We start from the raw sequence: 24,329 nt of genomic DNA on the forward strand, positions 1-24,329 counted from the left end.
TGCGCAGGCGGCCCGTTCATGTTAAATACCCCAGGTATCCTACTTGTTTACCCCATCCTATAATACATAAAAGTCATCTTGCCGTACGCGGTCCGAAGGTATGGTTTCATTGAGCATCTGTTTCAGATTCACCTCGATGGTTTTGGCAATTGTAGTAACAGGGGTATCAGTCGGCTTGTTCTCAAAAGGGTCTTGCAAGTGAATAGCCATTTTCTCAATCAAAAAGAAGACTGCGGCAATGGCTATGACCATTGGAATCTGCAGCACGCCCAGTATTTCTAACAAGCCGAAAGGAAGCAGCAGGATAAAAAAGAAAAGTGAGAAATGGATGTAGAGGCTGTAGGTTGTTGGGAAAACCGTGTTTTTAATCCGCTCGCATTTCCCCATGGAGTCGCAAAGCTTGGTGATCGTTTCATCTATTTCGATCTGCTGATACCGGTTGATCAGCCCTTCCTCCATGGCGTAGCGCAAATCACGTGCATGCAGCTGTAAAAGGGCATTGTTCACATTGTTGTGTTTGCGCACAAAGTCAAACTCCTCTTCCGTCAGGTATTTCTTAATAGCATCAAAGGGCTTCTGGTTGCGCAGCGTGAGCCCCAGGCTGTAGCACCAGGCAATCTGCCGATTTGTAAACCTGTCCTGAAAAGCCTTGACGTGTTCCGAATCGTAAGGGTCGCTTATAAAGCACAGCATCTGACGAATAAGTGAACGAGAATCGTTCACGATGGCTCCCCATACAATGCGCGCCTCCCACCAACGGTCGTAGGCCTGGTTTGACTTAAAAGCCAGCAGAAGCGAGATAACCGTTCCCATTACCATAGGCAGGCTCAACGGAATCGCAATGTCAATCATATGGTAATACTTGTCCCAAACACCGATAAAAGTGGCGTACATGGTTACAAATATCAATTCATACTTGATCTTCCCGAAGACATACTTCAGCGGGATTCTATTTTTTAATAGCATAGTTTCTAAAAGAAAAGGTGTACCTCACTGACAAACCATCACGTTTCTGCAGCAATTCACTTGTTAGGAAATGGCGAGAAAAGGTATCTTTTTGGTTTTGGCCGTATCTGGTGCGATGCAGGCATTGGTGAACAGATTTCCGAAAAATGACTTCTTCTTGCCATACACGAGCATATCGGCCTGGTACGCGTCCACGAAATTAGAAATACCGTCGTAAGGATCGCTTTCCTGCACAAAGTGCACTGAACAGTTCAAGTTTTTAAGTTTCTCGTTGCCATAGATGTGCTGGAGCACAAAACGCAGCTTATCTAGATCGGCACCTGGTTTAAACACGATTAGAAATGTGAGTTGAAAATCGTTGGCGCTGGCTAGCTTCAGAAGCATGTCGTGCATGAGTAGTGAGCGCTTCTCGTCCAAATCTACTACGTAGGCGATTTTGCGCAGGCGGCTTTGCTCCGAGGTGTCGGGCACGTAAAGAACGGGACATGCGGCGTTTTGAGCCAGTTGCTGGAACGTGGGTGTCTCTGTTTTTTTGCTCACTGGCTGCAAGGCTACCGGACACAACACCAAGTCCATGTTATTGTCTTTGATAAAGCTGTTGAATTTGGCGCTGCTGTCGCCATACCAGTGTAAGACCGAGAGTGAGCTGATCTCGACAGGGTAGGCTTTTTTCATGCGCTCTACAGCTTTGTTGAAGGCAGTCGACGTATTTTCAAGGCGTCCCTCGTCACGGGGCAGTAAAAGCAACTCCGGAATGGAGTTTGGCAGGGGGATTATATTCAGGAGGAAAATTTCACAGGCCTCTTCCTTAAAAACTTGCAGACCATACTTAATCAGGTTCAAGGAAGTAATTTCCAAGTTGGTCGGTATCAACACTCTCTTCACAGGTTATCTATCTTTTGTTTTAACGTATATACAACTTCGCTACAAAAGTCAGGCACAGAAATTAAGCCCTGATTAACCTTATATTAAAATACCCTTAATTGATCAAAAACAACACAACAACCAGCTAAAGTACAAAGCATACCTCTTGGTCATCTCAAAACAGTTTTCCTTATAAAATCACCCTTGATTACTGTGTTATGCCTAAAAACAGAGAAGCCCTTCAAGCTTAACGCTAAAGGGCTTCAGTATTAGAATTTTAAAAAACTTGCTTTTTTAAGCGTTATCCCTGTTTTCGCGAATGCTTCTCAGGATGTCAACTCCACCTTGGGAAAGTATAACTTCTGCCAGTTTCACACCCAATGACTCGGCCTCTTCTTGGCTGCCCTCAAACTTTTCGTACAGATGCTGTTGCCCATCCAGACTTACGAGTCCGCCCTGAATACTCACGTTCCCGTCGGCAGTCAAGGTGGCCAGCGCAAACGAAGGTATACTGCAACCGCCCTCCATGGTGCGCAGAAAAGCACGTTCTGCCAGTAGACATACATGCGTATCGGCGTGATCAAGCGCATCTTTCAGTTGCTGCTTCAGTTCCGGCTCTAAGTTACGGGCACACTCTACGGCAACACTTCCCTGACCAGCAGCAGGTATAAACTCATCTTCCGGGAAGGTATGCACGATCAGGTCGTCGTATCCCATCCGGAACACACCGGCATAGGCCAGCATGAGCGCATCAAACTGTCCGTCCTTGAGTTTCTGCAGGCGGGTCTGCAGGTTGCCGCGTGACTCAGCGGTGGTCACGTTCGGATAGTACTTCCTGAGCAAAGCCCTGCGGCGTGTCGACGAAGTACCGATCATCACCTTGCTGTCGCGCTCCAGTTTAAAGTCGGGGTTGAAGGACAGAATCACATCGTTCACCTGCTCGCGCTCCATAAAAGCTACCAACTCCAAATCGTCAGGTATAGACGACTGCACGTCTTTGGCGCTGTGCACCGCAATATCGATGCTGCCGTCGCGTAGGCCTACCTCCAGCTCTTCGGTAAACACGCCCTTTGAACCTATCTTGTCGAGGGAACGGTCAAGTATCTGGTCGCCTTTTGTGCTGATGATCACAATCTCGGTATCAAGGCCGGCGGCCTGTAGCTTATCAGCCACGGCGTGGGCCTGCCAAAGAGCCAGCTTGCTGCCGCGTGTTCCGATGTTAATGGTTTTGACTGCTGTATTATTTTCCATGATATCTTCTTAATTAGCATTGCGCAGGTACTGGGCAATCTGGATAGAGCTGTCCACGAACACCATTTTGGGGTTGGCGTTGCGCTCTATGTGATAGTGTGCCTCGTTCAGTTCCTGCGCTAGTTTATCGGCATTGTTTTCTGTGATCAGCTTCGAGAATTTCTGTACGAAATCGAGCTCGTTTGGGGGCAAGTAGGCAATCAGCGACTCGTCAACACCGTAGAGCATGACCTTGCGGAATAAATTGAGGGCGTACAGCAAGAAGTTCTTCTGGTTCTCCCGTCCCAGCTTCTGAAACTCCTCGCTGCTGTCTACTACCTTGTCGAATTTGTAGCTGTAGCAATTGCGCATCCAGTCGGTAAAGAATGAAAAGTAGTCGCTGCTGACCTCGCTGGTGAGTTTGGTCGCGGCATTCAGGTTCCCCTCCGAGAGTTGTGCGATTTGGTAAGCGGCTGTATCGTCAACGCCATGCTTTTCCTGTAAGTAGCTCACTACTTCGGCTTCGGTGAACGCCCGTACCTGCACGATCTGGGTACGTGAAGTAATGGTTGCCAGCAGTTTCTCAGCTGATTGCGACACCAGCAGGAAAAGTGTTTTGGCGGGTGGTTCCTCCAATAGTTTGAGCAGGGCATTGGCAGCGAAAGGGTGCATCAATTCCGGCAACCAGATCAGCACGATCTTGTAATCGCCTTCAAAGGCTTTCAGCGACACCAATTTCACCAACTGGCGGCTTTCCTCTTTGGAGATGTTGCCCTGCTTGTTCTCGGCACCGATGTGCTGCATCCACTCGTTCAGCCCCTGATACGGATTGGCCAGCACAAACTCGCGCCACTCCGTCAGGAACTTCTGGCTCAGCACATCTTTCGTAATAGACTTGGTGCTCGTCACCGGCATCACAAAGTTAAAATCCGGATGCACCAGTTTGTTCATTTTCACGCAACTGTTGCACGTTCCACATGAATCATCGGGTTGCCGGTCCTCGCAATTGATATAGGTGGCATAAGCAAGCGCCAACGCCAGATTGGCACTCCCCTCCTGCCCCAGAAACAGCTGCGCATGCGCCACATGGTTCTGTCGCACCGAGTTAACCAGTAAGGTTTTCGTTTCCTGATGTCCTTTTATTTGAGAGAAATGCACTTGAGTTTGGGAGTTATAGTGTTTGAGCGTTTAGGAGTTACTTGAGTTAAAAAAGTTGGGAAGTTTGGAGGTATTATCCGCAGGGAAAGGTCGTAACCTGTCCAATCGTGCATCGGCTATACCTTCTCAATCAGAAATTAGTCATTGTGCAATGACAACAATCAGTAATTAACAATCAACTTTTCTACCATACTCCTTCAACATTATCAGTCCTGAAAATCTTTCTTAATCCTCAGAACCCATGGGGCAAGAGAGCTATATAAAGATTCAGCCATTAGGCCTTCCTATCCCACACCCGATATTCGCGGGTTTGTTCGAATATGTCCGCCATGATATCCTGCTCTATTTTGTCGTAGGCCAGGTTGCGGCGTTCCATTACTTTTTCGGCTACTTCATTGGCTTTGCGGAGTTGGAAGGTCTCGAAGCCAGCCGCACCTCCCCAGGCAAAGGAAGGGATGAAGTTGCGTGGATAGCCTGACCCAAATATGTTGGCACTCACGCCTACCACCGTGCCTGTATTGAACATGGTGTTGATGCCACACTTACTGTGGTCACCCATGATCAGGCCGCAAAACTGCTGCCCGGTGTTCTTGAAGCCGCCTTTGGCATAGCTCCAGATCTTCACCTCGGCGTAGTTGTTCTTCAGGTTCGAGGTGTTGGTATCAGCTCCCAGGTTGCACCATTCGCCCAGCACCGAGTTGCCGAGGTAGCCTTCATGGCCTTTGTTGGTATAGCCAAAGATAACCGAAGCCGCTACTTCACCACCCACTTTGGAGAAAGGACCAATAGTCACGTCGCCGCGCATTTTACCGCCCACGTTCACGTTACTGCCTTCACAAATAGCAAACGGACCTTTCACCACAGCACCTTCGTGTATCTGGGCGTCCTTTCCGATGTAAATCGGACCGTTTTCAGCATTCAGGATGGCTGCCCGTATCTTGGCGCCCTCTTCAATGAAGATATTCTCTTCGCCATATACCATCGTGTATTTATCACCGATGGGTTGGCTCTCGCGTCCTGCTGTCAGGATTTTAAAATCACTCCGGATCTGGTTGCCGTTCTGCACAAATATCTCCCATACCTCCCGAATGATGTTCTTAGGCAAACACTCTATCTTTTTAGAAGAAGAATGCATAACCAGGTCTGCCGCATCGTGCAGATCCAGGTTATCGGCGTTGAGCGCAACCAACAGGCCTTCGCAGTACAGCCCCTCTCCTACCTTCAGGCTTTTCACCTGCTCGACCAGTTCTTCATCCGGGCACACAGCACCGTTCACAAAAACATTATGCGTTTCGTAAATCGCCGGAAACTTGTGTTGCAGGTATGGCTGCGTCAGGTATGAGATAGTAGCGCCCGCATAGGTCTGCCATTTCTCGGCGATGGTCATGATGCCAACGCGAATCTCGGCCACTGGCCTTGTAAAAGTCAACGGCAACAGCGACTGCCGGATAACAGGATCATCGAAGAGAATGATATTCATAGCTACAAAAATAGAAAAGTCTTCCTGAAATAGTTCAGGAAGACTTGGTTAATTAGGTATAATCTTTTCACTAATAGACTGTCAGCTCTACCGTCTTTTCCTGCTGCTCGGCCGGAAAGGTCTGGTTCTTGCCAAAAGAGTTCTGCCTGTAGGTATAACCCGCTCCGATAAACACGCTTTCTTTAGCATCCAGCACAGCGGGCACTGTTTTCCGGATGTACATTCTATTTGCCCGCACAGGTATATCTTTCAGAGCCATGGTAAAGGTGCTGTCAAAAACCACCGTTTCAATCGCATCTGCTACATCTTTATTCGTTCGGGTAATCAAGAGCTTAATATTTATCTCTTCCTCGCCATACCGACTGTAAGAAAAATCCTGGTTTCCAAACACCTGGAATACCACTGTTTTATCAACGGGCTCCGACTCAGGCATAACTTCTTCGGATTTGTCGCAGGATGTGAAGGCAAAAAATGACAGGAAGGCAAAAGGCAGGTAAATGGCTCTTAATTTCATAGTTCAGAAATATAGTAAGCGTTTATATATGCTTTTTGCTATAACAGAAACCGGGCCAGTTGGCTCGTCGCGAGCTAAAAATAAAAAAGTCTTCCCGATTTCTCAGGAAGACTTTTTCGAAACGTTTTAACCAGGGGATATGCCTGCTTATTTTTTCTTGTAACGTGAGTTGAAACGCTCCACACGACCCGCAGTATCCACAAAGATGTTTTTACCAGTGTAGAAAGGGTGTGATGCAGAAGAAACTTCCACTTTGATCACTGGATATTCTTTGCCGTCCTCCATGGTGATTTTCTCGTCAGAGTTCATCGTAGAACGTGTGATGAATTTGAAATCACTCGTCATATCCTGAAATACCACATCTCTGTATTCTGGGTGAATGCCTTTTTTCATTATTATAAACGTTTATTAACCTTAATTTCTGAATCGGACTGCAAATTTAATAAGTATTTTCGAATTTAAAACGCTACTAACCAAATTATTTTATCATTCATGGTAGTATGCTGTAACTATCGATAATTATTTAAATTTGTCTCAGGCACAGCGCTATACCTTACACCCATACCTTCATGACACACCCACAGCAAAACCAGATACTCGACCAGGGCCAGATACAGCAAAAGATTACCCGCATGGCCTATGAGGTATACGAGCAGAACTTTGAGGAACAGTCACTTGTGCTGGCAGGTATACACCGCAATGGCTATACCCTGGCCGGCATGCTGGCCGCCGAACTGGAGGCTATTTCGCCTATTAAAGTGACGCTTCTGCAAGTTACTTTGGACAAAACCGCCCCACTGCAATCGCCGGTCGCTATCACACCCGAAAATGCCGCCCTCGAAAATGCCGTGGTCATTATAGTGGATGATGTGCTGAACACAGGCAAAACGCTAGCCTATACCTTAAATGCTCTGCTGCCGCAAAACCCAAAGAAAGTTGAGATTGCCACGCTGGTCAACCGCCACCATACCTTGTTTCCGGTAGCTGCCACCTATACGGGCTATTCCCTGGCCACTACCCTCCGGGAGCGGGTGGATGTGGTGCTTCAGGAAAATGAAGTAGCGGCTTATCTGCACTAAGACTTAAACCCCAGCTATGAAATATCTCTACCTTCCCTTCTTAGCACTGCTCGCATTTGCCAGTTGCCAATCAGGTCAGCAGGAAACAGCTACCGCTCAGGTTGCAACCTCACCTGCCATACTTTACGACTCCCTTCAGTTAGTATTAAAAGAGGTATTGGAAACAGATCAGGGTATCCGTGAAAAACTATCGGAATCCACGTCGCAGGAAGAGCAAATGGCGCTGATGCCCGAAATGCAGCGCATCGATTCCATCAACCAGATTATCGTTTTCAACCTGATTGACAAGTATGGCTGGCTTCCTCAGAGCAAAGTAGGTGAAGACGCTGCCTCCAGTATTTTCTATGTGGTACAGCACAGTAGCCTGAGCGCGATGGAAAAGTATTTCCCGCTTTTGCAGCAAAGAGCCCAGGAAGGTGAGGCCAGCAAAGTACACGCCGCCATGATGGAAGACCGCATGTTGATGTGGCAGGGCAAAAAGCAAATCTATGGCACGCAGGCCAGCAATATGTCCAGCGGAGACGGCACTATGACTATCTGGCCTATTGAAGAGCCGGAACATGTAAACAAACGCAGGTCAGCAGTAGGTATGCCGCTTACAGTAGAGGAAAATGCCGCACGTATTGGTGCAACCTACGACCCGCAGGCGCAACTTCCTAAAAAGGAGTAACCAGATTATATAGAGGCAATGATGCAACTAAACAAGGAAGAAACGAACTTCCTGGGTAAATGGGCCAGAACAAAAGAAGCCGGCCAATGGCGTTACATTTTAACTCGTGGCCTGCTATGGGGGCTGTTGGTAAGTTTCTTCTCTAATCTCTTCCAGTCATGGGATGAACTGAAAGCCTGGGATACCGCTGCACTTGCTGACAGCTTCACCTCCTCAGACTTCTTGGTCCGATTGTTCATTTACAGCGCGATCGGTGTAGGCATACACGCTTACCATTGGAATTTCAACACCAAACGATACAATCAGCTAAAGACACTCGAAAGGCGTTCGCAAGCCGTCGCAACGCCCGCAAACGACTAATGGGGGCCGCCAATTAATCCTAAAACAACCCTGTACCGTACTTAGCTCATTAAAACAGGCCCCTGCCTATCTGTAAATTCTTTAGGAAGGCACCTTATACTAAATCTGCTCTATGAAAGAACTCTGCTTCGCCACCAACAACAAAAACAAAGTAGCCGAGGTAAGCCGCATGCTAGAAGGCAAGTACAAACTGCTCACGCTAGAGGACATTGGCTGCCACGAAGAACTGGCCGAGGACCAGGACACGCTGGAAGGCAATTCCCGCCAGAAGGCGCAATACGTGTGGGAGAAGTACAAAGTCAACTGCTTTGCCGACGACACCGGATTAGAAGTAGACGCCATCTGCGGCGAACCAGGTGTTTACTCAGCCCGTTATGCCGGACCGCAGCGCAACGACGCCGACAACATCCGCCACTTGCTCAAGAATCTGGAAGGCCATGAAGTACGCCGCGCCCGCTTCCGCACTTCGATCACGCTATACCTGGATGGGCAGGAGCACCAGTTCGAAGGCACTGTAAACGGGCAGATTACCTCCGAATGGAAAGGCGACAAAGGCTTCGGCTATGACCCGGTGTTCATACCGGAGGGCTATGACCGCACTTTTGCCGAGATGACGCCGGAGGAAAAAAACGCCATCAGTCATCGCGGCGAGGCCATCAGGAAGCTTGTGGAATTTTTGAAGTCAGCTTAGCGTTGGGGAGGTAAAATAATTAGCGCAGGCTGTAGCCACATTGGCCGTAAAAGACTAATTTTGTAGCCTGAAACTATAATCTCCAATGCAAAAGCCATTTATCGTCGGAATTACAGGAGGTAGTGCTTCAGGGAAAACCACTTTTTTGAATAGACTACTTGCGTCCTTCTCACCTGAGAACATTTGCCTGATCTCTCAGGATAACTATTACAAAGACCGCGAGCACCAGACACGCGACCTCAACGGGGTTGTCAATTTTGACCTCCCTTCCTGCATCGACGACGACGCTTATGCACAGGATATCCTGAAGCTGAGCCAGGGGGAGACCGTTTACCGCAAAGAGTATACCTTCAATAACCCGAACGTAGTACCAAAGCAGCTGGAATTTAAGCCAGCCCCTATCGTAGTGGTAGAGGGTATTTTCGTTTTCTACTTCGAGGAGATTGCCAAATTGCTCGACCTGAAGGTATACATCGATGCAAAAGAGTACATCAAGCTCCAGCGCCGCATCGTGCGCGACAAAGTGGAACGTGGCTACGACCTGGACGATGTGCTGTACCGCTACACGCATCATGTGGCACCTACTTACGAGAAGTACATTAAGCCTTACAAAAACGACGCAGATATCATCATCCCGAACAACGAGAATTTCGACCGTGGATTGGATGTACTGACCACATACCTTAACTCCAGGATAAAATAATGCGACACAAGTTCGTAGTAATCGGCCTCGGTATCTTTGGAAACTCCATTGCCCGCACACTTGCTGAACGAGGCGCTGAGGTGCTCGCCATCGACAACGACGAAGACCACGTGGAAGCCATCAAGGACGAAGTGGCCTATGCCGTTGCCCTTGATGCCACCGACATCCGCGCCCTTGAAGCACAGAACGTGCAGGACATGGACGCGGCTATCGTGGCCATCGGCGAGGACTTTGAGGCCCTGCTGATCACTACGGCCAACTTGCAGGAGCTCAACATCAAGCGTGTGATCACACGTGCTTCCAACAAGCAGCAGCGTCGTATTCTGGAGAAAATGGGTGTGCAGGAAATCCTGTCGCCGGAGGGGGAAGTTGGCAAAACAGTAGCCGAGCGACTGTTGCAGCCAAACATCCGCACCTTCCTGCCGCTGCCCGACAACTACGAGATCGTGGAGATCAATACCCCACGTGGCATTGCGAACAAGAGCCTGGCAAAGATATCGCTGCGTGAGAAGTACAACCTCAACATGATCACGATTAAACGCTTCTTTGAGGAGATCCAGGATGGCAAACCAACGCAAGTGGAGCACATCATTGGTGTTCCAAAGGCCGACACCATCATCTATCCTTCTGACATTCTGATTCTTATCGGGAAAAAACACGATATCAAACGATTTATTGATATAAACCGCTAACAGGTTTTATTTTTCAGCGAAAGCTTTTACATTTGCTTTCTATATGCCAAACACAAACGCTATACTTCCTCACTTCCGTCATCTTTTGATGACTGTAACCCTGCTTTGGGCGCTTATGCTCAATGGACAGGAAGTGGTGGCGTATACCTACACAGCGCAAGGCACTCCTGTGAAGTCAGCCTCCAAGCTGGCCACGGCCCCGCAGGAAAAAACAGTAATCAAGCAAAAGGTCATGCTGGAGGCTACGACCTCCTTCGTGGTGCTCAACCTGGAGCAGGACGCGCTGGAGCCTACGCCTATACCTGGCTTTGCTATACCTACTGACGAAGCGCTGCCTGCCTATGCGGCCAGAGCGCCCGGAGTTGGCTTCGTTGCCCGCTTCTTCCCTATTTCCATTCAACCCAACGCTCCCTAAGCGAACCCTTTCCCCACAGGTCCTCTCATGGTCCTGACCCGTTGCGCATACCTTTTTATCAGGTATAGCGGAACAGCTTCACAGTATTTCTTGGTTTATAGAAGATAGCATCGCTGTGATTACCAAAGCATTATCATTATTTCAACTATACTTTATTTATCAACCAACCCATGCGGAATAAGAATTTTATTATCGTTATGACTTTGATAGTATCGGCGCTTTGCCTGTACTACCTGTCATTCTCGTTCGTTGCCCGCAGTGTGCAGAAAGACGCTGAGGCCTATGCCACAGACGCACAAGGCAACGTAGACCACGCCAAGCAGCAGTCGTACCTTGACTCAGTGTGGAGAGAGCCAGTTTACAACTTCCTTGGTGCTGAGTATACCTACCAGGAAGTAAAAGAAAACGAATTGGGCCTTGGCCTTGACCTTCGTGGCGGTATGCACGTGGTTTTGGAAGTATCTCCTATCGAGATCATCAAGTCGATGTCTGGCAACAGCAAAGACCCTAACTTCCTCAAAGCCCTTGCCCGTGCGCAGGAAATGCAGCGCAACAGCCAGGAGAAGTTCACTTCCCTGTTTGCTGAAGCCTTTAGAGAAGTGGAGCCAAACGGTCGTTTGAGCCGCATTTTCTCTAATACAGCCAACCGTGGCAAGATCAGCTACGAGTCTAGCAACGCTGAGGTAATCAATGCAATCGACGTGGAAGTGGAAGACGCGATTGAGCGTTCATTTAACATCCTGCGTACACGTGTTGACAAATTCGGTGTAAACCAGCCTAACATCCAGCGCCTTGGCAACAGCGGTCGTATCCAGATCGAATTGCCAGGTATCGACAACCCTGACCGTGTGCGTAAGCTCCTGCAGGGTATGGCTAACCTGGAGTTCTGGGAAGTGTGGACACCTGAAGAAGTATCTCCTTACTTCACTCAGTTGAGCGAATACCTGAACGCAGAAGAGAAAGCGGGTCGCCTGAACCTTGGCCGTATTGCAACGCAGTCTACTGCTGCCAACGCTACTACTCCTGCTACTGTACAGGATGCCGCTGCTGACGATGTACTGGCACAAGCTGCCGCTACTTCTAACGACACAACTACTGGAGCTGCTACCGATACAACAGCTCTTGCTTCTGCCGCACAAACTGACTCTGCTGATGCGCTTAAGTCGCTTCAGGAAGAGCAAATGGGTGTTATGAGCCGTTTGTTCACGATGATGCCAGGTGGCATCGGTGCTAACACCCGTGACACTGCCAGAATCAACGAAATCTTTAGCAGACCTGGTGTTCGCTCTATCTTCCCTCCAAACATGAAGTTCCTGTGGGGTGTGAAGCCACTTGTAGGCGACAACCGTCAGGAGTTTGTGGAGTTCTACGCTGTAAAGAAAGGCCGTGACGGAAAAGCGCCAATGACTGGTGACGCCGTAAACGATGCCCGTCAGGACTTTGACCAGAACGGTCGTCCGGAGATCAACATGACGATGACACCAGCAGGTGGCAAGCGTTGGGCTAAACTGACAGGCGACAACGTTGGCCGTCAGGTAGCGATCGTACTTGATAACTATGTATACTCTGCTCCAGTGGTGCAGGGCGAGATTACAGGTGGTAACTCTTCTATCACAGGTAACTTTACTATTGAAGAAGCAAAAGACCTTGCCAACATTCTGAAGGCAGGTAAGATGCCAGCCCCTACCCGTATCGTAGAAGAAGCCATCGTAGGTCCATCATTGGGTCAGGAAGCCATCAACCAGGGTCTGATCTCTACGATCGCTGGTCTGATCATGGTGGTTATCTTCATGATCGCTTACTACAGCCGTGGCGGTTTCATTGCTGACCTTGCCCTGTTGTTCAACGTGTTCTTCATCCTGGGCGTACTTGCTCAGTTTGGTGCAGCACTTACATTGCCTGGTATCGCCGGTATCGTATTGACACTGGGTATGGCCGTGGATGCGAACGTACTGATATTTGAGCGTATGCGTGAAGAGTCTCTCAAAGGACTCAGTATGCGTGAAGTGATCAACAAAGGTTACGACAAAGCTTTCTCGACTATCTTGGATGCGAACGTAACAACCTTCATCGTAGGCTTCATCCTGTACTTCTTCGGTTCAGGTCCTGTGAAGGGCTTTGCGATTACCCTGATGATCGGTATCGTGACTTCATTCTTTACTTCTGTATTCATTTCAAGAATTCTGGTAGAGCGTGTGTTCAAGAAGAGCGGCAAACTGTCATTCGGTACTGCACTTTCAGCTAACATGTTCCGCAACATCAAGTTTGACGTGATGAAATTCAGAAAGCCGGCTTACGCTTTCTCCCTTGCTGTGATCGTATTTGGTTTTGTGGCCATGTACATCAACGGTGGCCCTAACCTGGGTGTTGACTTTAAAGGTGGTCGCTCTTATGTAGTAAACTTCGATCAGGCTATTGCAGCTCCGGACGTTCGTTCAGCACTGTTGGACGACTTTGAGTCTGCTGGTACAGAAGTAAAGACATTCGGTGCTTCAAACCGTGTGAAGATCACTACCAGCTGGTTGGCTGATGACGAGAGCATTCAGGCTGACGAAAAAGTAAAAGCAGCTCTGATGCAGGGTCTGGAGCAGTATAGCAACCAGAATCCGGAAATCTTGAGCTCTTCTAAAGTTGGTGCTACCATGGCTGACGACATTCAGAAAACAGCTCTGGTGGCCGTATTACTGGCATTGGTAGGTATCTTTATCTACGTAATGGTTCGCTTCAGCAAGTGGCAGTTCTCACTTGGTGGTGTGGTTGCCTTGCTGCACGACGCCCTGATGATCATCGCTGTGTTCTCTATCTTCGATTTGTTTGGCATCTCTTACGAAATGGACCAGGTGTTCATTGCAGCGGTACTGACGATCATCGGTTTCTCCATCAACGATACCGTGGTAATCTTTGACCGTGTGCGTGAGTACATGCAGGACAATCCGAGCAAGCCGCTGCGTGACATCGTGAACCCAGCCCTGATCAGCACATTCAGCCGTACGATCATCACATCACTCACCCTGTTTGTAGTGGTGGTGATCCTGTTCATCTTCGGTGGTGAAGTACTGAGAGGTTTCTCGTTCGCCATGATCATCGGTGTACTGGCCGGTACTTACTCTTCCCTGTTCATCGCGACGCCAATCGTGGTGGATACTGTAAAAGAGAAAGTAACGCCAGCTGTATCTGCTAAAGTAGCTTAAGTTAAGCTTAGCTTATAATTTAAAACTCCCGCCTCTTAGCAGAGGCGGGAGTTTTTTTATGCCTGCAGGTATAGATAGACCTAAAACTGTGTCAGCCTGGCCTCTACTATACCTGCTTGTCAATGGAGAGCAACAAGACCAAGAGAGGGACCGCTGCTATACCTGAAAACAAAAGGCTATACTGAAACCGAACTCAGTTATACCTTACCATGTGCATCAGCCATTAAGTTGGGCCCTAAAACAATAAGGCCGGTTCCCTTTGCAGAGAACCGGCCTTTATACCTTGTAGCAATAGATGTGCTTAGATCGTTACACCGTCAGCCACTACTTCTTGTACTTCAGGAACCATGCGCTTAAGCAGGTTCTCGATACCAGCTTTTAGTGTCACGGTGGCCGATGGGCAGCCGCTGCAAGAGCCTTGCAGGTGCACCGTAACCACACCGTCTTTGTAAGACTTGAATGTGATGTTACCGCCATCCTGCTCTACAGCAGGGCGCACATAGTTCTCAAGCAGATCACTTACTTTTTTACCAATAGCTACGTCCTCATCTGAAGCTTCGCCTTGGACTGCATCACTGGCAGATGCCTTATTCGCTTGGAAACCTTCTACGAAGATTGGGCCATTCGCTTCAACATAAGACTTCAGGAACGTGCGCAGCTCCGGTATAAGTTTTACCCACTCGATGTCGGTACCTTTGGTTACCGTCACAAAGTTGCTGGCGATGAACACACGTGACACGTAATCGAAGTTGAAAAGCTCTTGTGCCAATGGTGAATCAGCAGCGCTCTCTAAGTTCGGGTAATCAACGCTTTGACCATCTGGCAGAAGGCCTACGTTCATCACAAACTTCATGGACTCGGGGTTCGGGTTGGCTTCGGCGTATACCGAAACCGTTTTTTCTTTATTATCTAACATGGATATCAGCGTTTTAAATTAAAACTTAGGCCTCCGCCTTAAAGTTTCCAAAATTACTCAATTATTCTGACAAGTGATAGTATCCCGGTTATAGGCTTATCTCACAATAGAACATCACACTTGCACATTTGATCTCATTAGAGCAGGGATCGTGCCGCATTAGTGATGTGTATACAACAATTTGGTTAGCTATTTAGCCCAGAAAATGTAACTTTGTGACGCAGTTAAATTTTTGTTCCGACTAAACTTACAGCACGTTTAACATGCTTTATAACTACATCCTGCTGGCGCAAGCGCAGCATGCCGTTCCTGGTTTTCTCATTATTCCTTTCCTGCTTCTGATCGGACTTATTGCAAGCGGTCCTATCTTTTTCGGACACTTTTGGGAACACAACTATAAAAAAATAGCTGTTACGCTCGGTCTGACCGTGTTGGCTTATTACCTGTTTGTGCTAGGTGATGTGCACATGCCTGCCCATACCCTGGCCGAGTACTTTACATTCGCTGTACTGCTAAGCTCCCTCTACATTGCGGCTGGCGGTATATACCTGAATGTGAACGCAAAAGCCACACCACTCATCAATGTGGCGCTGGTAGCCGTAGGGGCAGTGTTGGCCAACTTTATCGGTACGACGGGTGCTTCCCTGCTTTTGATTCGTCCGTTTATGCGCCTCAATGCACACCGACTCAAGCCATACCAGATCGTATTCTTTATCTTTATTGTAAGTAATGCAGGCGGTTTGCTGACGCCGCTTGGTGATCCGCCGTTGTTCATTGGCTTCATCAAAGGCGTGCCGTTCTTCTGGACGCTTCAGCACCTATTCATTCCTTGGGTAATCTCTATTATCCTGCTTTGCGCCCTGTTCTTCTTTGTGGATAGCCGCAACAAGGGCGATGAAATCGTAGCTCACCTCGATACAGCCGAACCAAGTACTGGCAAGACGGAGTTCAGCTTCACCGGTCGTCGTAACCTGTTCTGGCTAGCTATCATCATCGGCGCTGTATTCCTTGACCCGAACGTGATCGAAACCCTGCCACACATCTATTATGATGGCAATAAGTTCTCTTACATCCGTGAGATCATTCAGTTGACAGCTGCTTTCATGTGCTTCCGCTTCTCAAGCAAAGAAGCCCTGGCAGGTAACCAGTTCAACTTCCACCCTATTCTGGAAGTGGTATTCCTGTTCTTCGGAATCTTCTTCACCATGATGCCAGCCCTGCAACTTTCCGCTGAGATCGCCTCTTCGCCTGCTTACGCTAACTATATTACACCAAACTTCCTGTACTGGGCTACTGGCTCACTCTCAGGCTTCCTGGATAACGCCCCGACTTACGCCAACTTCCTATCATTGGCAATGGCCAAGTTTGACCTTGCCCAGAACAATGTGGAAGAGGTTAGACAGTTCGCTGCCGGTACTTCAGCTGCCGGTATGGAGACTCTCATTCAGTTGGAGGCAATTTCGCTGGCAGCCGTACTTTTCGGTGCCTTCACTTACATTGGTAACGGACCAAACTTCATGGTAAAAGCGATCGCGGAAAGTGCCGGTGTCAAAATGCCTTCTTTCTTTGCTTACATCCTGCGTTATTCAATTCCATTCCTGCTGCCAATCTTCCTGCTGGTTTGGTTCCTGGTAGTGCATCTGAGATTGTTCTAAACCTTTTAGGTATAGTCTATAACAAAAGAGCCGCTCCTTTATGAAAGGAGCGGCTCTTTTCATTTACTATGAATATAAATCACCTCTAGGGCTTACCGCTGATACTAACACTTCGCAACTGCTCTGACAATTTCCTTAGATTTTCTGCCTCCAATGCCAGACTTTTGTCTGCTTTGAGCCTTACCAAGCTGATTGCCACATTTAGTACATAGATATTAAGGTTAGCGGCTAGTTGATTCGTGTCAATATGATCTGCTGCTAAAATAGCACTAAGATTGATTCTGGATTGATCTTGGTGCCAGACAGGAGTGAAAACTTTAGGAGCTTTTAGGCGGCTAAGCCAAGCATAAACGGATCCTCCCTTGCGATTCTCTATATAGACTTTTAATTCAGTAACAGTTTTATAATGTAGCTCTTCTTCGAGTACATCAATGGCTTTATTCAGTTTTTCAACCTTACTTGACGTGAGCTGAATGATCTTTGAGAATGCATCCATCTTTTAGTGCTAAACTATACCTACAACTTATTCGCCCGCTGCCTCAGCAGGAAATCAGCCAGCACCAATGCAGCCATCGCGTCTACGATGGGTACAGCCCGTGGCAATACGCAGGGGTCGTGGCGTCCCTTGCCTTGTAGCGTGATCTCCTCACCGGCATCGTTGATGGTTTGCTGTGGTTGCAGGATAGTTGCCACCGGCTTAAAGGCAACATTGAAGTAGATGTCCTGCCCGTTGCTGATGCCACCCTGTATACCGCCGGAGTGGTTGGTGCGGGTGCGTACATTCCCCTGCTCGTCTGTGTAGAACTGGTCGTTGTGCTCGGAGCCGCGCAGCTTCACTCCTTCAAAACCACTGCCATACTCAAAGCCTTTCACGGCATTGATACTCAGCATAGCCTTGCCCAGTTCCGCATGCAACTTGTCGAACACAGGCTCTCCCAAGCCAGCAGGCACGCCCTGCACCACACAGCTGACCACACCACCAATCGTGTCCAGACTATCGCGGGCATCTTCGATCAGGCCGATCATGCGGGCCGCTGTTTTGCCATCAGGGCAGCGCACTTTGTTTGAGTCTATCTGTGACAGATCGAGCTTGGAGTAATGCTTGCGCACTTTGATACTTCCCACTTGCGACACATAAGACTGCACCGAAATGCCATAGTGCTGCAACAGCTTGGCAGCCAATGCACCAGACGCGACACGGGCTACTGTTTCACGGGCCGAACTGCGGCCTCCGCCACGGTGGTCGCGCAAGCCGTACTTGGCCGTATAGGTATAGTCGGCATGCGACGGGCGGAAAGCCTGTGCCACATGTGAGTAGTCATGACTTGCCTGGTCCTTATTACCGACCACCAGCGCGATAGGTGTGCCGGTAGTCTTACCCTCGGATACACCGGAGAGTATCGTTACCTTGTCCTCTTCTTTGCGGGGTGTTGTGATGTCTGACTGACCCGGACGGCGGCGGTCAAGTGCCGTTTGAATTTCCTCTGCTGTAATTTCCAACCCGGCCGGACAGCCGTCTATGATCACGCCTACAGCAGCGCCGTGCGACTCGCCAAAAGTGGTTATCCGGAATAGTTTTCCGTATGTGTTGCTCATTTGATGTTTCGATATTTTAGGAAGATAAACCCTGAGACAGCCAACAGTACCAGCAAAATAATATTGGTATAGCGCTTTATGGCTTTTTCTTGGTACATGCTCACCAAGGTATGGTCTTCGTTTTCGATGATCTTGTAAAAAGGACCCAGATCGCGGGCCAATACCATGGTCCCTGCATCGGCTATACCTGTTACCGTGATGCTCAGTGATGAACGCAGTGTGTCATAAGTGGCAGTCACCGGATTGAAGTAAACCCACTGGAAATCATCGCCCAGGTTATAGGTACCAGGTACACGGCCCAGCACAGAATAGTTAAAGCGCTTCATCCCCCGTACATGGCCGGCACGCAAGGTGATATCCTGCTGCAGATCCGGTGGGTAAAAGTCGAGTGTACCGGTCGTACTCGGGCTTGGTGGCATGATGGCAGCGAGATTACCCTCGCCTTCCAACTCAAACATGTACCGAAAGCTTTTGTTCAGTGGCACAGATTTGCTCGACAATCCCTCTCGCAAGGTATACTCACCTACCGGCACTACATCACGCAGTGGGTGTGGCGGCAGCTCTTTGACAGGAATGATGCGCTCACGGGCAAAAAAAGTTTTGTAGCCTTCCAGTCTGTCTTCCAGCAAGGTCGGGTTCACGGCCATTTTGTACTTGAGCATGCGCAACGAAAGCTTCGGAAAGTGTAACGGCTCCGTTGTAAGCGGGTATAGTACAGCTTCGTATAGCCTGAAACGCAGGTATGGCTTGCCTTGCACCAGCACCTGTTCAGGAGTCACTTCATCTATTTCAAACACTTCCTCCCATGCATTGGGTTGTTTCAACTGCCGCAGTATACCTGTTATCTGGTTGCCAAAATCATGAAAGTCCAGCAATCGTTGATCTTCTTCGGCCAGGTAGAAGTAGAGCACAATGTTCAGTCCCTCGCCTACGTATACCTCTTTCTTATCGGTATAAAGGGTGAGAAAGGCATTGTCATCCTGGTCCATGTACTCCTGAGGCTGCTCTTCACCCTGTTCCGGCTGCTGTGGGATAACAAGATCAGGCGCCTGAGGACTTACAGCAGCCATAGGCCCTACTTTAATCTTCATCCCCGATGACTGCAGGGGCTGTCCGTTCACCGTCATGCTGAAAGGCTTGAGCTCGTACTCTCCCTCGGCCAAAGCAGCATAGTTCTGGGTAATGGTTAGCACAGTGGTCGTTTTGCCACCGGCTATAACCGTTTTGGTGGACGAGAAGCGAGTACTTTTTTTAAAGCCTTCTATCTCTGGGAAAGGGGAGTAGTCTTTCAGTTGCTGATCCTGCAGTCTGATGGAAACCGTGAAGTAAGTATTGATCGGTAGCGGGCTTTTACCCAACTCAATACGGGCCTGCTGCGCAAAAGCGGGAACTAATACCGACAGGTATAACAGCACAAGTAGGAAAGTCAGGCGCATGATTCAGGTATAATAGCAAATTTACAAATTCTTGTCGCTATACACTGGAATATTATTATCCAATTCTTAGTAGCCCTCTAAATTTTGCACCTTTCCCTGATTCCCCATTTCTGTGAAATACGAGCCCTTTGCGAGCGTTCTACTACTAGCAAAGCAATAGAAACAGACTTTGCATTATCATTCAGTTTCAGTCAATTAACTAAAAATTCTACAAATTAATCAAAACTGAATCAACTTTTTAGACTAGTTTCGTATATCAGATTAGAATACCGAAATACCATAAACAAAAATGCTGGAGTACGTTAAAACGATCTTGTTGAAGGTAAGCTTTGACAGAAAGCTGTTTGAGAAAGAATTGAGAAAAGCATTTAAAGTGCTGATTCCCGAAGAACTTAAGCAGCTGAAACAATGGTGCTATGAAAAATTCTCAGAGATATACCTTTTTGTTTTGAATAAGGTATTCTCCAGAGCTCAGGTTTGAGAATCGGGGCTTTGCTCAGCGAAGCGGATGTTGCGCAATAGGCCATTGTAACCTGTTCGTTTCACAGCTGATTTCTTGAACAGCTGCGCAAAGACCTCCTGCGTAATTTCCTCCCAGTCCGGCTTTTTCATCTCCTTGAGCTGCGGGTGCGGCTCAAAGGCAGGCTCTTTGTGCGGCTTGCTAAACCGGTTCCAGGGACACACATCCTGGCAGATGTCGCATCCGAATATCCAGTTTCCAAACTTTCCGTTCATCTCCTGCGGCAACTGGTCTTTCAGCTCAATGGTAAAGTAAGAGATGCATTTGCTGCCGTCTACCACATAAGGCGCTACGATCGCATCGGTCGGACAGGCGTCCAAACAGCGGGTGCAAGAGCCGCAGTAGTCTTTGATGGGCCCGTCATATTCAAGCTCCAGATCGATGATCAGCTCGGCAATGAAATAGAAACTACCCACCTGCGGTGTGATCAGGTTTGAGTTTTTGCCTACCCAACCCAGTCCGCTTTTCTTTGCCCAGGCCTTGTCGAGCACCGGAGCCGAGTCCACGAAGCAGCGACCGCCTACCTCTCCTACTTCCTCGTTAATGTAATTAAGCAGCGTCTTCAGCTTGTCTTTGATCACAAAGTGGTAATCCGTGCCATAAGCATACTTCGACACCTTATAGGTGTCCTCCCCTGATTGCTGGTTCTCTTGCTCGGGATAGTAGTTGAGCAGCAGCGACACCACTGATTTGGCTCCCTCTACCAACAAGCGCGGGTCCAGTCGCTTATCGAAGTGGTTCTCCATGTAGTGCATCTGCCCGTGCATGTTCCGTTTCAGCCAGTTCTCTAGCCGAGGGGCCTCCTCTTCCAGAAAATCGGCTTTGGAAACACCGCAGTACATGAAGCCCAGTTCCTGCGCTTTTTGCTTGATAAGGTATGTGTATTGTGCTTTATTCAAAATATGCTTGTCGCTCAGGTATAGCTATACCTGGAGGAGAACAAATTTAAGGAGAAATAAATCCGATTGATAGCGAAGAATGCCTGTGACATTACTATAAATCGTTCCCCAGACCCTCTCCTGCTGTGCACTCCTGGACATCCCACTGTCCATTTTCATACGGTTTTACACCTACCCCTCTTATAAAAACCTTCCAAATCCTTCCATAGGCCTTTTATTAAACCTGGCATGCCGTTGGACATACAGATGAACGTGTACCTGCAACTTTAAAGGCTTGGACACCTAATCATCAATTAACCCACTATCATAAAATTATGAAAAAGCTTAATCTACTAATCTTAGCATTGTGCTTCGGCGCTATTTGTCATGCGCAAACGCAGGGGCAGTTTCGGGAAAACGGGAAAATCCTGCACATGAACCCAGAGGGTGAGCAGGCATGGAACTACGCCCAAGCATACCGGAGCGGAAACCTCCTCTTTATCTCTGGCACGGTAGGCAACGGCAACATGGACAAAGCAATGGAACATGTGTATAAAGTACTACAGCTTACACTGAAGAAGTACGATTTAGACTTCACACATGTAGTGAAAGAGAACGTTTACACGAAAGACATTGATGCCGTTATCAAGAATCGAGACATTCGAAAGAAATTTTACGGTACCCATACCCCTGCTTCTACTATGGTAGAGATTACCAGGCTTTTTGACCCAGAGTCTGTGCTGGAGGTAGCATTGATAGCAGAAATCAAGAAAACTGAATAAGGCAAGGTGTAGTGAAAACAAAAGAGCAGGCCTAAGGCCTGCTCTTTTCCATATATCACAAACAGTTTTTATTCAGATTGATCAAACAGGCCACCAGCTACTACCTGAGTTGGCGGTACTTTGCCTAAGTGGCGGTATGCGGCTTCTGTAGCCTCGCGACCACGTGAAGTACGCTTGATGTAGCCCTCCTGGATCAGGAACGGCTCGTAAACCTCTTCAATCGTTTCGGACTCCTCGCCGCAAGCCGTCGCGATGGTCGACAGTCCTACCGGACCTCCTTTGAACTTCTCGATGATGGTCGTTAAAATACGTTTGTCCATATCATCCAGACCGTTGTGGTCCACGTCGAGGGCATTCAAGGCAAACTTCGCTATCTCTACCGTGATCGTACCATCGCCTTTCACCTGGGCGAAGTCGCGGGTACGGCGCAACAGGTTGTTGGCGATACGTGGTGTACCACGGCTACGACGAGCAATTTCAAAAGCCGCATCTTCATGAATAGGCGCTCCAAGCAGTGCTGAAGAACGCTTCACAATGGAGGTCAGCAGTTCCGCATCATAATACTCCAGGCGGGAGTTGATACTAAAACGTGCTCGTAGCGGTGAAGTAAGCAAACCGGAACGGGTCGTGGCGCCTATCAGCGTAAAAGGGTTCAGACTGATTTGTACAGAGCGGGCGTTCGGACCAGAGTCGAGCATGATGTCGATCTTGTAGTCCTCCATCGCTGAGTACAGATACTCCTCCACAATCGGGTTAAGGCGGTGTATCTCGTCGATAAACAATACATCGTTGGCATCGAGGTTGGTCAGCAAACCAGCCAGATCGCTCGGCTTATCCAGTACCGGGCCGGAGGTCATTTTTATACCTGCATCCAGTTCAGAGGCGATGATGTGCGAAAGGGTAGTTTTACCCAGGCCGGGAGGTCCGTGCAAAAGTACATGGTCCAAAGCCTCGCCACGGCGCTTGGCCGCCAGCACAAATATTTTGAGGTTCTCCACCACCTTGGCCTGCCCTGTAAAGTCAGCAAAGCTCAGCGGACGAAGTGCCTTGTCTATGTCTTTTTCAACCGGTGACATGTAGTCGCTTTCCCCGGTCAGGTAATCTTCTCTCATAAAAAATGCTATCTAATTTAGCGCTTTTTGCTATACCTAAAGGTAACAGTTTAAGCAGTGCTTTCGCTCCATTTCTGCCTACGAATTTAATGATTTTTGCTAATTATTTTATAGTATATCATCAAATATCTAACCATATTAGCAAAAGTAAAGGCAGCCACTTTCGCAGCTGCCTTTACTTTTGCTAGTAATCTTCTTCGTTTTGAAGACGAAGAACAGGCTTACTTAAATGCCGGTATACCCGTAATATCGGCCCCAGTGATAAGCAAGTGAATGTCATGCGTACCTTCATAAGTGATTACCGACTCCAGGTTCATCATGTGGCGCATGATCGGGTACTCGCCCGTAATGCCCATACCACCGTGGATCTGGCGCGCCTCGCGGGCGATGTGCAAGGCCATGTCCACGTTGTTGCGCTTCGCCATAGATATCTGCTGTGTGGTCGCTTTTCCTTCGTTCTTCAAAGTACCGAGTCTCCAGGCCAGTAGCTGCGCCTTCGTGATTTCCGTCAGCATCTCGGCTAGTTTCTTCTGTATAAGCTGGAAAGCACCGATTGGTTTGTCGAACTGGATACGCTCCATGGCATACTTGCGGGCTGACTCATAACAGTCGATCGCCACACCAATCGCACCCCAAGCGATGCCGTAACGGGCAGAATCCAGGCAGCCCAACGGACCACGCAGGCCTTCCACATTTGGCAAGAGGTTCTCTTTCGGCACTTTCACGTTGTCAAACACCAGTTCGCCGGTGCAGCTGGCACGCAGGCTCCACTTGTTGTGAATCTCTGGTGTAGAGAAGCCTTCCATACCGCGCTCCACGATCAGGCCCTTAATGCGGCCTTCTTCGTTTTTTGCCCAAACCACTGCTACCTGGCTCTCCGGTGAGTTGGATATCCACATCTTGGCACCGTTCAGCAGGTAATGGTCGCCCATGTCTTTGATGTTGGTGGTCATACCGCCTGGGTTGGAACCGTGGTCAGGCTCGGTCAGGCCGAAGCAGCCCAGCCATTCGCCACTTGCCAGTTTAGGCAGGTACTTTTTGCGCTGCTCTTCCGAGCCATAGGCATAGATCGGGTACATTACCAGCGAACCCTGCACCGAAGCGGTAGAGCGCATACCGGAGTCGCCACGCTCGATCTCCTGCATGATGATACCGTAGCTGATGTAATCCAGTCCACCGCCGCCGTACTCCGTAGGTATAGTCGGGCCAAAAGCACCCACGTCACCAAACTTCTTCACGATCTTAGATGGGAAGTGCGCGTCCTGCGCCCACTGTTCGATGTTCGGAGAAATTTCTTTCTTCACAAAGTCGCGCAGGGTTTGGCGGATGAGGAGATGCTCCTCGGTCAGTAAATCGTCAATGTTATAGTAGTCAGGGGCTCCTGATGATTCGTAGGCCATAGCTTATTTCGTTGTTTTAAG

At 48.6% G+C, this 24,329-nt stretch carries 25 protein-coding genes; 11 read left to right on the forward strand and 14 right to left on the reverse strand.

The window, feature by feature from the left end; translation table 11 throughout:
* Positions 1 to 57: 57 nt before the first annotated feature.
* The 7 genes from AC5FX6_RS15825 to AC5FX6_RS15855 all read right to left on the reverse strand — a co-directional run bounded on the left by AC5FX6_RS15825 (position 58) and on the right by AC5FX6_RS15855 (position 6,605).
* A complete protein-coding gene (locus AC5FX6_RS15825) occupies positions 58 to 966 on the reverse strand; it encodes a bestrophin family protein (protein ID WP_493597954.1) in 909 nt (302 codons plus the stop codon).
* 63 nt (positions 967 to 1,029) lie between these two features.
* Positions 1,030 to 1,851: a universal stress protein gene (locus AC5FX6_RS15830; protein WP_493597955.1), complete on the reverse strand. Its 822-nt coding sequence runs from the start codon at positions 1,849 to 1,851 to the stop codon at positions 1,030 to 1,032.
* A 273-nt stretch (positions 1,852 to 2,124) separates the two neighbouring features.
* On the reverse strand, positions 2,125 to 3,081 hold the full coding sequence (hemC, locus tag AC5FX6_RS15835; protein WP_493597956.1) for a hydroxymethylbilane synthase: 957 nt from the start codon (positions 3,079 to 3,081) through the stop codon (positions 2,125 to 2,127).
* A 9-nt stretch (positions 3,082 to 3,090) separates the two neighbouring features.
* Positions 3,091 to 4,218, reverse strand: coding sequence for a DNA polymerase III subunit (locus AC5FX6_RS15840; protein WP_493597957.1), 1,128 nt, complete (start codon positions 4,216 to 4,218; stop codon positions 3,091 to 3,093).
* A gap of 274 nt (positions 4,219 to 4,492) precedes the next feature.
* Positions 4,493 to 5,698, reverse strand: coding sequence for a GlmU family protein (locus AC5FX6_RS15845; protein WP_493597958.1), 1,206 nt, complete (start codon positions 5,696 to 5,698; stop codon positions 4,493 to 4,495).
* Between the two features lie 70 nt (positions 5,699 to 5,768).
* Positions 5,769 to 6,212 (reverse strand): hypothetical protein, encoded by a 444-nt coding sequence (locus AC5FX6_RS15850; RefSeq protein WP_493597959.1) that lies wholly within the window; start codon positions 6,210 to 6,212, stop codon positions 5,769 to 5,771.
* A gap of 147 nt (positions 6,213 to 6,359) precedes the next feature.
* The gene (locus tag AC5FX6_RS15855) at positions 6,360 to 6,605 is read right to left on the reverse strand and encodes a type B 50S ribosomal protein L31 (protein WP_493597960.1); all 246 of its coding nucleotides are present in this window, start codon (positions 6,603 to 6,605) and stop codon (positions 6,360 to 6,362) included.
* A gap of 176 nt (positions 6,606 to 6,781) precedes the next feature.
* Between AC5FX6_RS15855 and AC5FX6_RS15860 the strand changes: the two genes are divergently transcribed.
* The 8 genes from AC5FX6_RS15860 to secDF all read left to right on the forward strand — a co-directional run bounded on the left by AC5FX6_RS15860 (position 6,782) and on the right by secDF (position 14,013).
* Positions 6,782 to 7,291 (forward strand): phosphoribosyltransferase family protein, encoded by a 510-nt coding sequence (locus tag AC5FX6_RS15860; RefSeq protein WP_493597961.1) that lies wholly within the window; start codon positions 6,782 to 6,784, stop codon positions 7,289 to 7,291.
* A 16-nt stretch (positions 7,292 to 7,307) separates the two neighbouring features.
* On the forward strand, positions 7,308 to 7,961 hold the full coding sequence (locus AC5FX6_RS15865) for a DUF6624 domain-containing protein (RefSeq protein WP_493597962.1): 654 nt from the start codon (positions 7,308 to 7,310) through the stop codon (positions 7,959 to 7,961).
* Between the two features lie 18 nt (positions 7,962 to 7,979).
* Entirely contained in the window at positions 7,980 to 8,321 is a 342-nt protein-coding gene (locus tag AC5FX6_RS15870; RefSeq protein WP_493597963.1) for a hypothetical protein, read from the forward strand.
* A gap of 112 nt (positions 8,322 to 8,433) precedes the next feature.
* Positions 8,434 to 9,012, forward strand: a complete 579-nt coding sequence (locus tag AC5FX6_RS15875; RefSeq protein WP_493597964.1) for a non-canonical purine NTP diphosphatase — start codon at positions 8,434 to 8,436, stop codon at positions 9,010 to 9,012.
* A gap of 85 nt (positions 9,013 to 9,097) precedes the next feature.
* On the forward strand, positions 9,098 to 9,715 hold the full coding sequence (gene udk / locus AC5FX6_RS15880) for a uridine kinase (protein WP_493597965.1): 618 nt from the start codon (positions 9,098 to 9,100) through the stop codon (positions 9,713 to 9,715).
* Complete coding sequence (locus tag AC5FX6_RS15885; RefSeq protein WP_007652125.1) at positions 9,715 to 10,407, forward strand: potassium channel family protein; 693 nt, start codon at positions 9,715 to 9,717, stop codon at positions 10,405 to 10,407. The genes udk and AC5FX6_RS15885 overlap by 1 nt, the downstream gene beginning before the upstream one ends.
* Positions 10,408 to 10,450: 43 nt before the next feature.
* Entirely contained in the window at positions 10,451 to 10,822 is a 372-nt protein-coding gene (locus AC5FX6_RS15890) for an RNA methyltransferase (protein WP_493597966.1), read from the forward strand.
* A gap of 170 nt (positions 10,823 to 10,992) precedes the next feature.
* On the forward strand, positions 10,993 to 14,013 hold the full coding sequence (secDF, locus tag AC5FX6_RS15895; RefSeq protein ID WP_493597967.1) for a protein translocase subunit SecDF: 3,021 nt from the start codon (positions 10,993 to 10,995) through the stop codon (positions 14,011 to 14,013).
* Between the two features lie 301 nt (positions 14,014 to 14,314).
* Here the strand turns inward: secDF and AC5FX6_RS15900 are convergent, their stop codons facing one another.
* Positions 14,315 to 14,929 (reverse strand): NifU family protein, encoded by a 615-nt coding sequence (locus AC5FX6_RS15900; protein ID WP_493597968.1) that lies wholly within the window; start codon positions 14,927 to 14,929, stop codon positions 14,315 to 14,317.
* A 263-nt stretch (positions 14,930 to 15,192) separates the two neighbouring features.
* Between AC5FX6_RS15900 and AC5FX6_RS15905 the strand changes: the two genes are divergently transcribed.
* A complete protein-coding gene (locus tag AC5FX6_RS15905) occupies positions 15,193 to 16,584 on the forward strand; it encodes a sodium:proton antiporter (protein ID WP_493597969.1) in 1,392 nt (463 codons plus the stop codon).
* 85 nt (positions 16,585 to 16,669) lie between these two features.
* Here the strand turns inward: AC5FX6_RS15905 and AC5FX6_RS15910 are convergent, their stop codons facing one another.
* The 3 genes from AC5FX6_RS15910 to AC5FX6_RS15920 are packed head-to-tail and all read right to left on the reverse strand — an operon-like array spanning position 16,670 to position 19,616.
* Positions 16,670 to 17,080 carry a hypothetical protein gene (locus tag AC5FX6_RS15910; RefSeq protein WP_493597970.1) on the reverse strand — a complete coding sequence of 137 codons (411 nt, stop codon included), beginning with the start codon at positions 17,078 to 17,080 and terminating at the stop codon, positions 16,670 to 16,672.
* Between the two features lie 20 nt (positions 17,081 to 17,100).
* Positions 17,101 to 18,180 (reverse strand): chorismate synthase, encoded by a 1,080-nt coding sequence (aroC, locus tag AC5FX6_RS15915; protein ID WP_493597971.1) that lies wholly within the window; start codon positions 18,178 to 18,180, stop codon positions 17,101 to 17,103.
* A complete protein-coding gene (locus AC5FX6_RS15920; RefSeq protein ID WP_493597972.1) occupies positions 18,177 to 19,616 on the reverse strand; it encodes a BatD family protein in 1,440 nt (479 codons plus the stop codon). Before AC5FX6_RS15920 ends, aroC begins: the two co-directional genes overlap by 4 nt.
* 289 nt (positions 19,617 to 19,905) lie before the next feature.
* On the opposite strand from AC5FX6_RS15920, the gene AC5FX6_RS15925 reads away from it, so the two are divergent.
* Positions 19,906 to 20,097 (forward strand): hypothetical protein, encoded by a 192-nt coding sequence (locus AC5FX6_RS15925; protein WP_493597973.1) that lies wholly within the window; start codon positions 19,906 to 19,908, stop codon positions 20,095 to 20,097.
* On the opposite strand, the gene queG is transcribed toward AC5FX6_RS15925, so the two are convergent.
* Positions 20,088 to 21,035, reverse strand: coding sequence for a tRNA epoxyqueuosine(34) reductase QueG (gene queG / locus AC5FX6_RS15930; protein ID WP_493597974.1), 948 nt, complete (start codon positions 21,033 to 21,035; stop codon positions 20,088 to 20,090). The genes AC5FX6_RS15925 and queG overlap by 10 nt on opposite strands.
* A gap of 314 nt (positions 21,036 to 21,349) precedes the next feature.
* Here queG and AC5FX6_RS15935 point away from each other — a divergent pair, with 314 nt between their 5' ends.
* Complete coding sequence (locus tag AC5FX6_RS15935) at positions 21,350 to 21,796, forward strand: RidA family protein (protein ID WP_493597975.1); 447 nt, start codon at positions 21,350 to 21,352, stop codon at positions 21,794 to 21,796.
* A gap of 68 nt (positions 21,797 to 21,864) precedes the next feature.
* On the opposite strand, the gene ruvB is transcribed toward AC5FX6_RS15935, so the two are convergent.
* Positions 21,865 to 22,908, reverse strand: a complete 1,044-nt coding sequence (gene ruvB, locus AC5FX6_RS15940) for a Holliday junction branch migration DNA helicase RuvB (RefSeq protein WP_493597976.1) — start codon at positions 22,906 to 22,908, stop codon at positions 21,865 to 21,867.
* Positions 22,909 to 23,129: 221 nt separating this feature from the next.
* Positions 23,130 to 24,308, reverse strand: coding sequence for an acyl-CoA dehydrogenase family protein (locus tag AC5FX6_RS15945; RefSeq protein ID WP_493597977.1), 1,179 nt, complete (start codon positions 24,306 to 24,308; stop codon positions 23,130 to 23,132).
* Between the last annotated feature and the right edge of the window lie 21 nt (positions 24,309 to 24,329).

This window comes from Pontibacter sp. LHS2 (assembly GCF_058932845.1).

Excerpts from the sequence above, each read along its gene's own strand:
- AC5FX6_RS15910 (WP_493597970.1), bottom strand. The coding sequence starts at position 17,080 with ATGGATGCATTCTCAAAGATCATTCAGCTCACGTCAAGTAAGGTTGAA.
- hemC (WP_493597956.1), bottom strand. The coding sequence starts at position 3,081 with ATGGAAAATAATACAGCAGTCAAAACCATTAACATCGGAACACGCGGC.
- AC5FX6_RS15900 (WP_493597968.1), bottom strand. The coding sequence starts at position 14,929 with ATGTTAGATAATAAAGAAAAAACGGTTTCGGTATACGCCGAAGCCAAC.
- AC5FX6_RS15920 (WP_493597972.1), bottom strand. The coding sequence starts at position 19,616 with ATGCGCCTGACTTTCCTACTTGTGCTGTTATACCTGTCGGTATTAGTT.
- AC5FX6_RS15945 (WP_493597977.1), bottom strand. The coding sequence starts at position 24,308 with ATGGCCTACGAATCATCAGGAGCCCCTGACTACTATAACATTGACGAT.
- AC5FX6_RS15925 (WP_493597973.1), top strand. The coding sequence starts at position 19,906 with ATGCTGGAGTACGTTAAAACGATCTTGTTGAAGGTAAGCTTTGACAGA.
- AC5FX6_RS15845 (WP_493597958.1), bottom strand. The coding sequence starts at position 5,698 with ATGAATATCATTCTCTTCGATGATCCTGTTATCCGGCAGTCGCTGTTG.
- AC5FX6_RS15855 (WP_493597960.1), bottom strand. The coding sequence starts at position 6,605 with ATGAAAAAAGGCATTCACCCAGAATACAGAGATGTGGTATTTCAGGAT.
- AC5FX6_RS15860 (WP_493597961.1), top strand. The coding sequence starts at position 6,782 with ATGACACACCCACAGCAAAACCAGATACTCGACCAGGGCCAGATACAG.
- aroC (WP_493597971.1), bottom strand. The coding sequence starts at position 18,180 with ATGAGCAACACATACGGAAAACTATTCCGGATAACCACTTTTGGCGAG.
- AC5FX6_RS15875 (WP_493597964.1), top strand. The coding sequence starts at position 8,434 with ATGAAAGAACTCTGCTTCGCCACCAACAACAAAAACAAAGTAGCCGAG.
- AC5FX6_RS15885 (WP_007652125.1), top strand. The coding sequence starts at position 9,715 with ATGCGACACAAGTTCGTAGTAATCGGCCTCGGTATCTTTGGAAACTCC.
- AC5FX6_RS15850 (WP_493597959.1), bottom strand. The coding sequence starts at position 6,212 with ATGAAATTAAGAGCCATTTACCTGCCTTTTGCCTTCCTGTCATTTTTT.
- AC5FX6_RS15905 (WP_493597969.1), top strand. The coding sequence starts at position 15,193 with ATGCTTTATAACTACATCCTGCTGGCGCAAGCGCAGCATGCCGTTCCT.
- AC5FX6_RS15890 (WP_493597966.1), top strand. The coding sequence starts at position 10,451 with ATGCCAAACACAAACGCTATACTTCCTCACTTCCGTCATCTTTTGATG.
- AC5FX6_RS15825 (WP_493597954.1), bottom strand. The coding sequence starts at position 966 with ATGCTATTAAAAAATAGAATCCCGCTGAAGTATGTCTTCGGGAAGATC.
- udk (WP_493597965.1), top strand. The coding sequence starts at position 9,098 with ATGCAAAAGCCATTTATCGTCGGAATTACAGGAGGTAGTGCTTCAGGG.
- AC5FX6_RS15935 (WP_493597975.1), top strand. The coding sequence starts at position 21,350 with ATGAAAAAGCTTAATCTACTAATCTTAGCATTGTGCTTCGGCGCTATT.
- secDF (WP_493597967.1), top strand. The coding sequence starts at position 10,993 with ATGCGGAATAAGAATTTTATTATCGTTATGACTTTGATAGTATCGGCG.
- AC5FX6_RS15870 (WP_493597963.1), top strand. The coding sequence starts at position 7,980 with ATGATGCAACTAAACAAGGAAGAAACGAACTTCCTGGGTAAATGGGCC.
- ruvB (WP_493597976.1), bottom strand. The coding sequence starts at position 22,908 with ATGAGAGAAGATTACCTGACCGGGGAAAGCGACTACATGTCACCGGTT.
- AC5FX6_RS15865 (WP_493597962.1), top strand. The coding sequence starts at position 7,308 with ATGAAATATCTCTACCTTCCCTTCTTAGCACTGCTCGCATTTGCCAGT.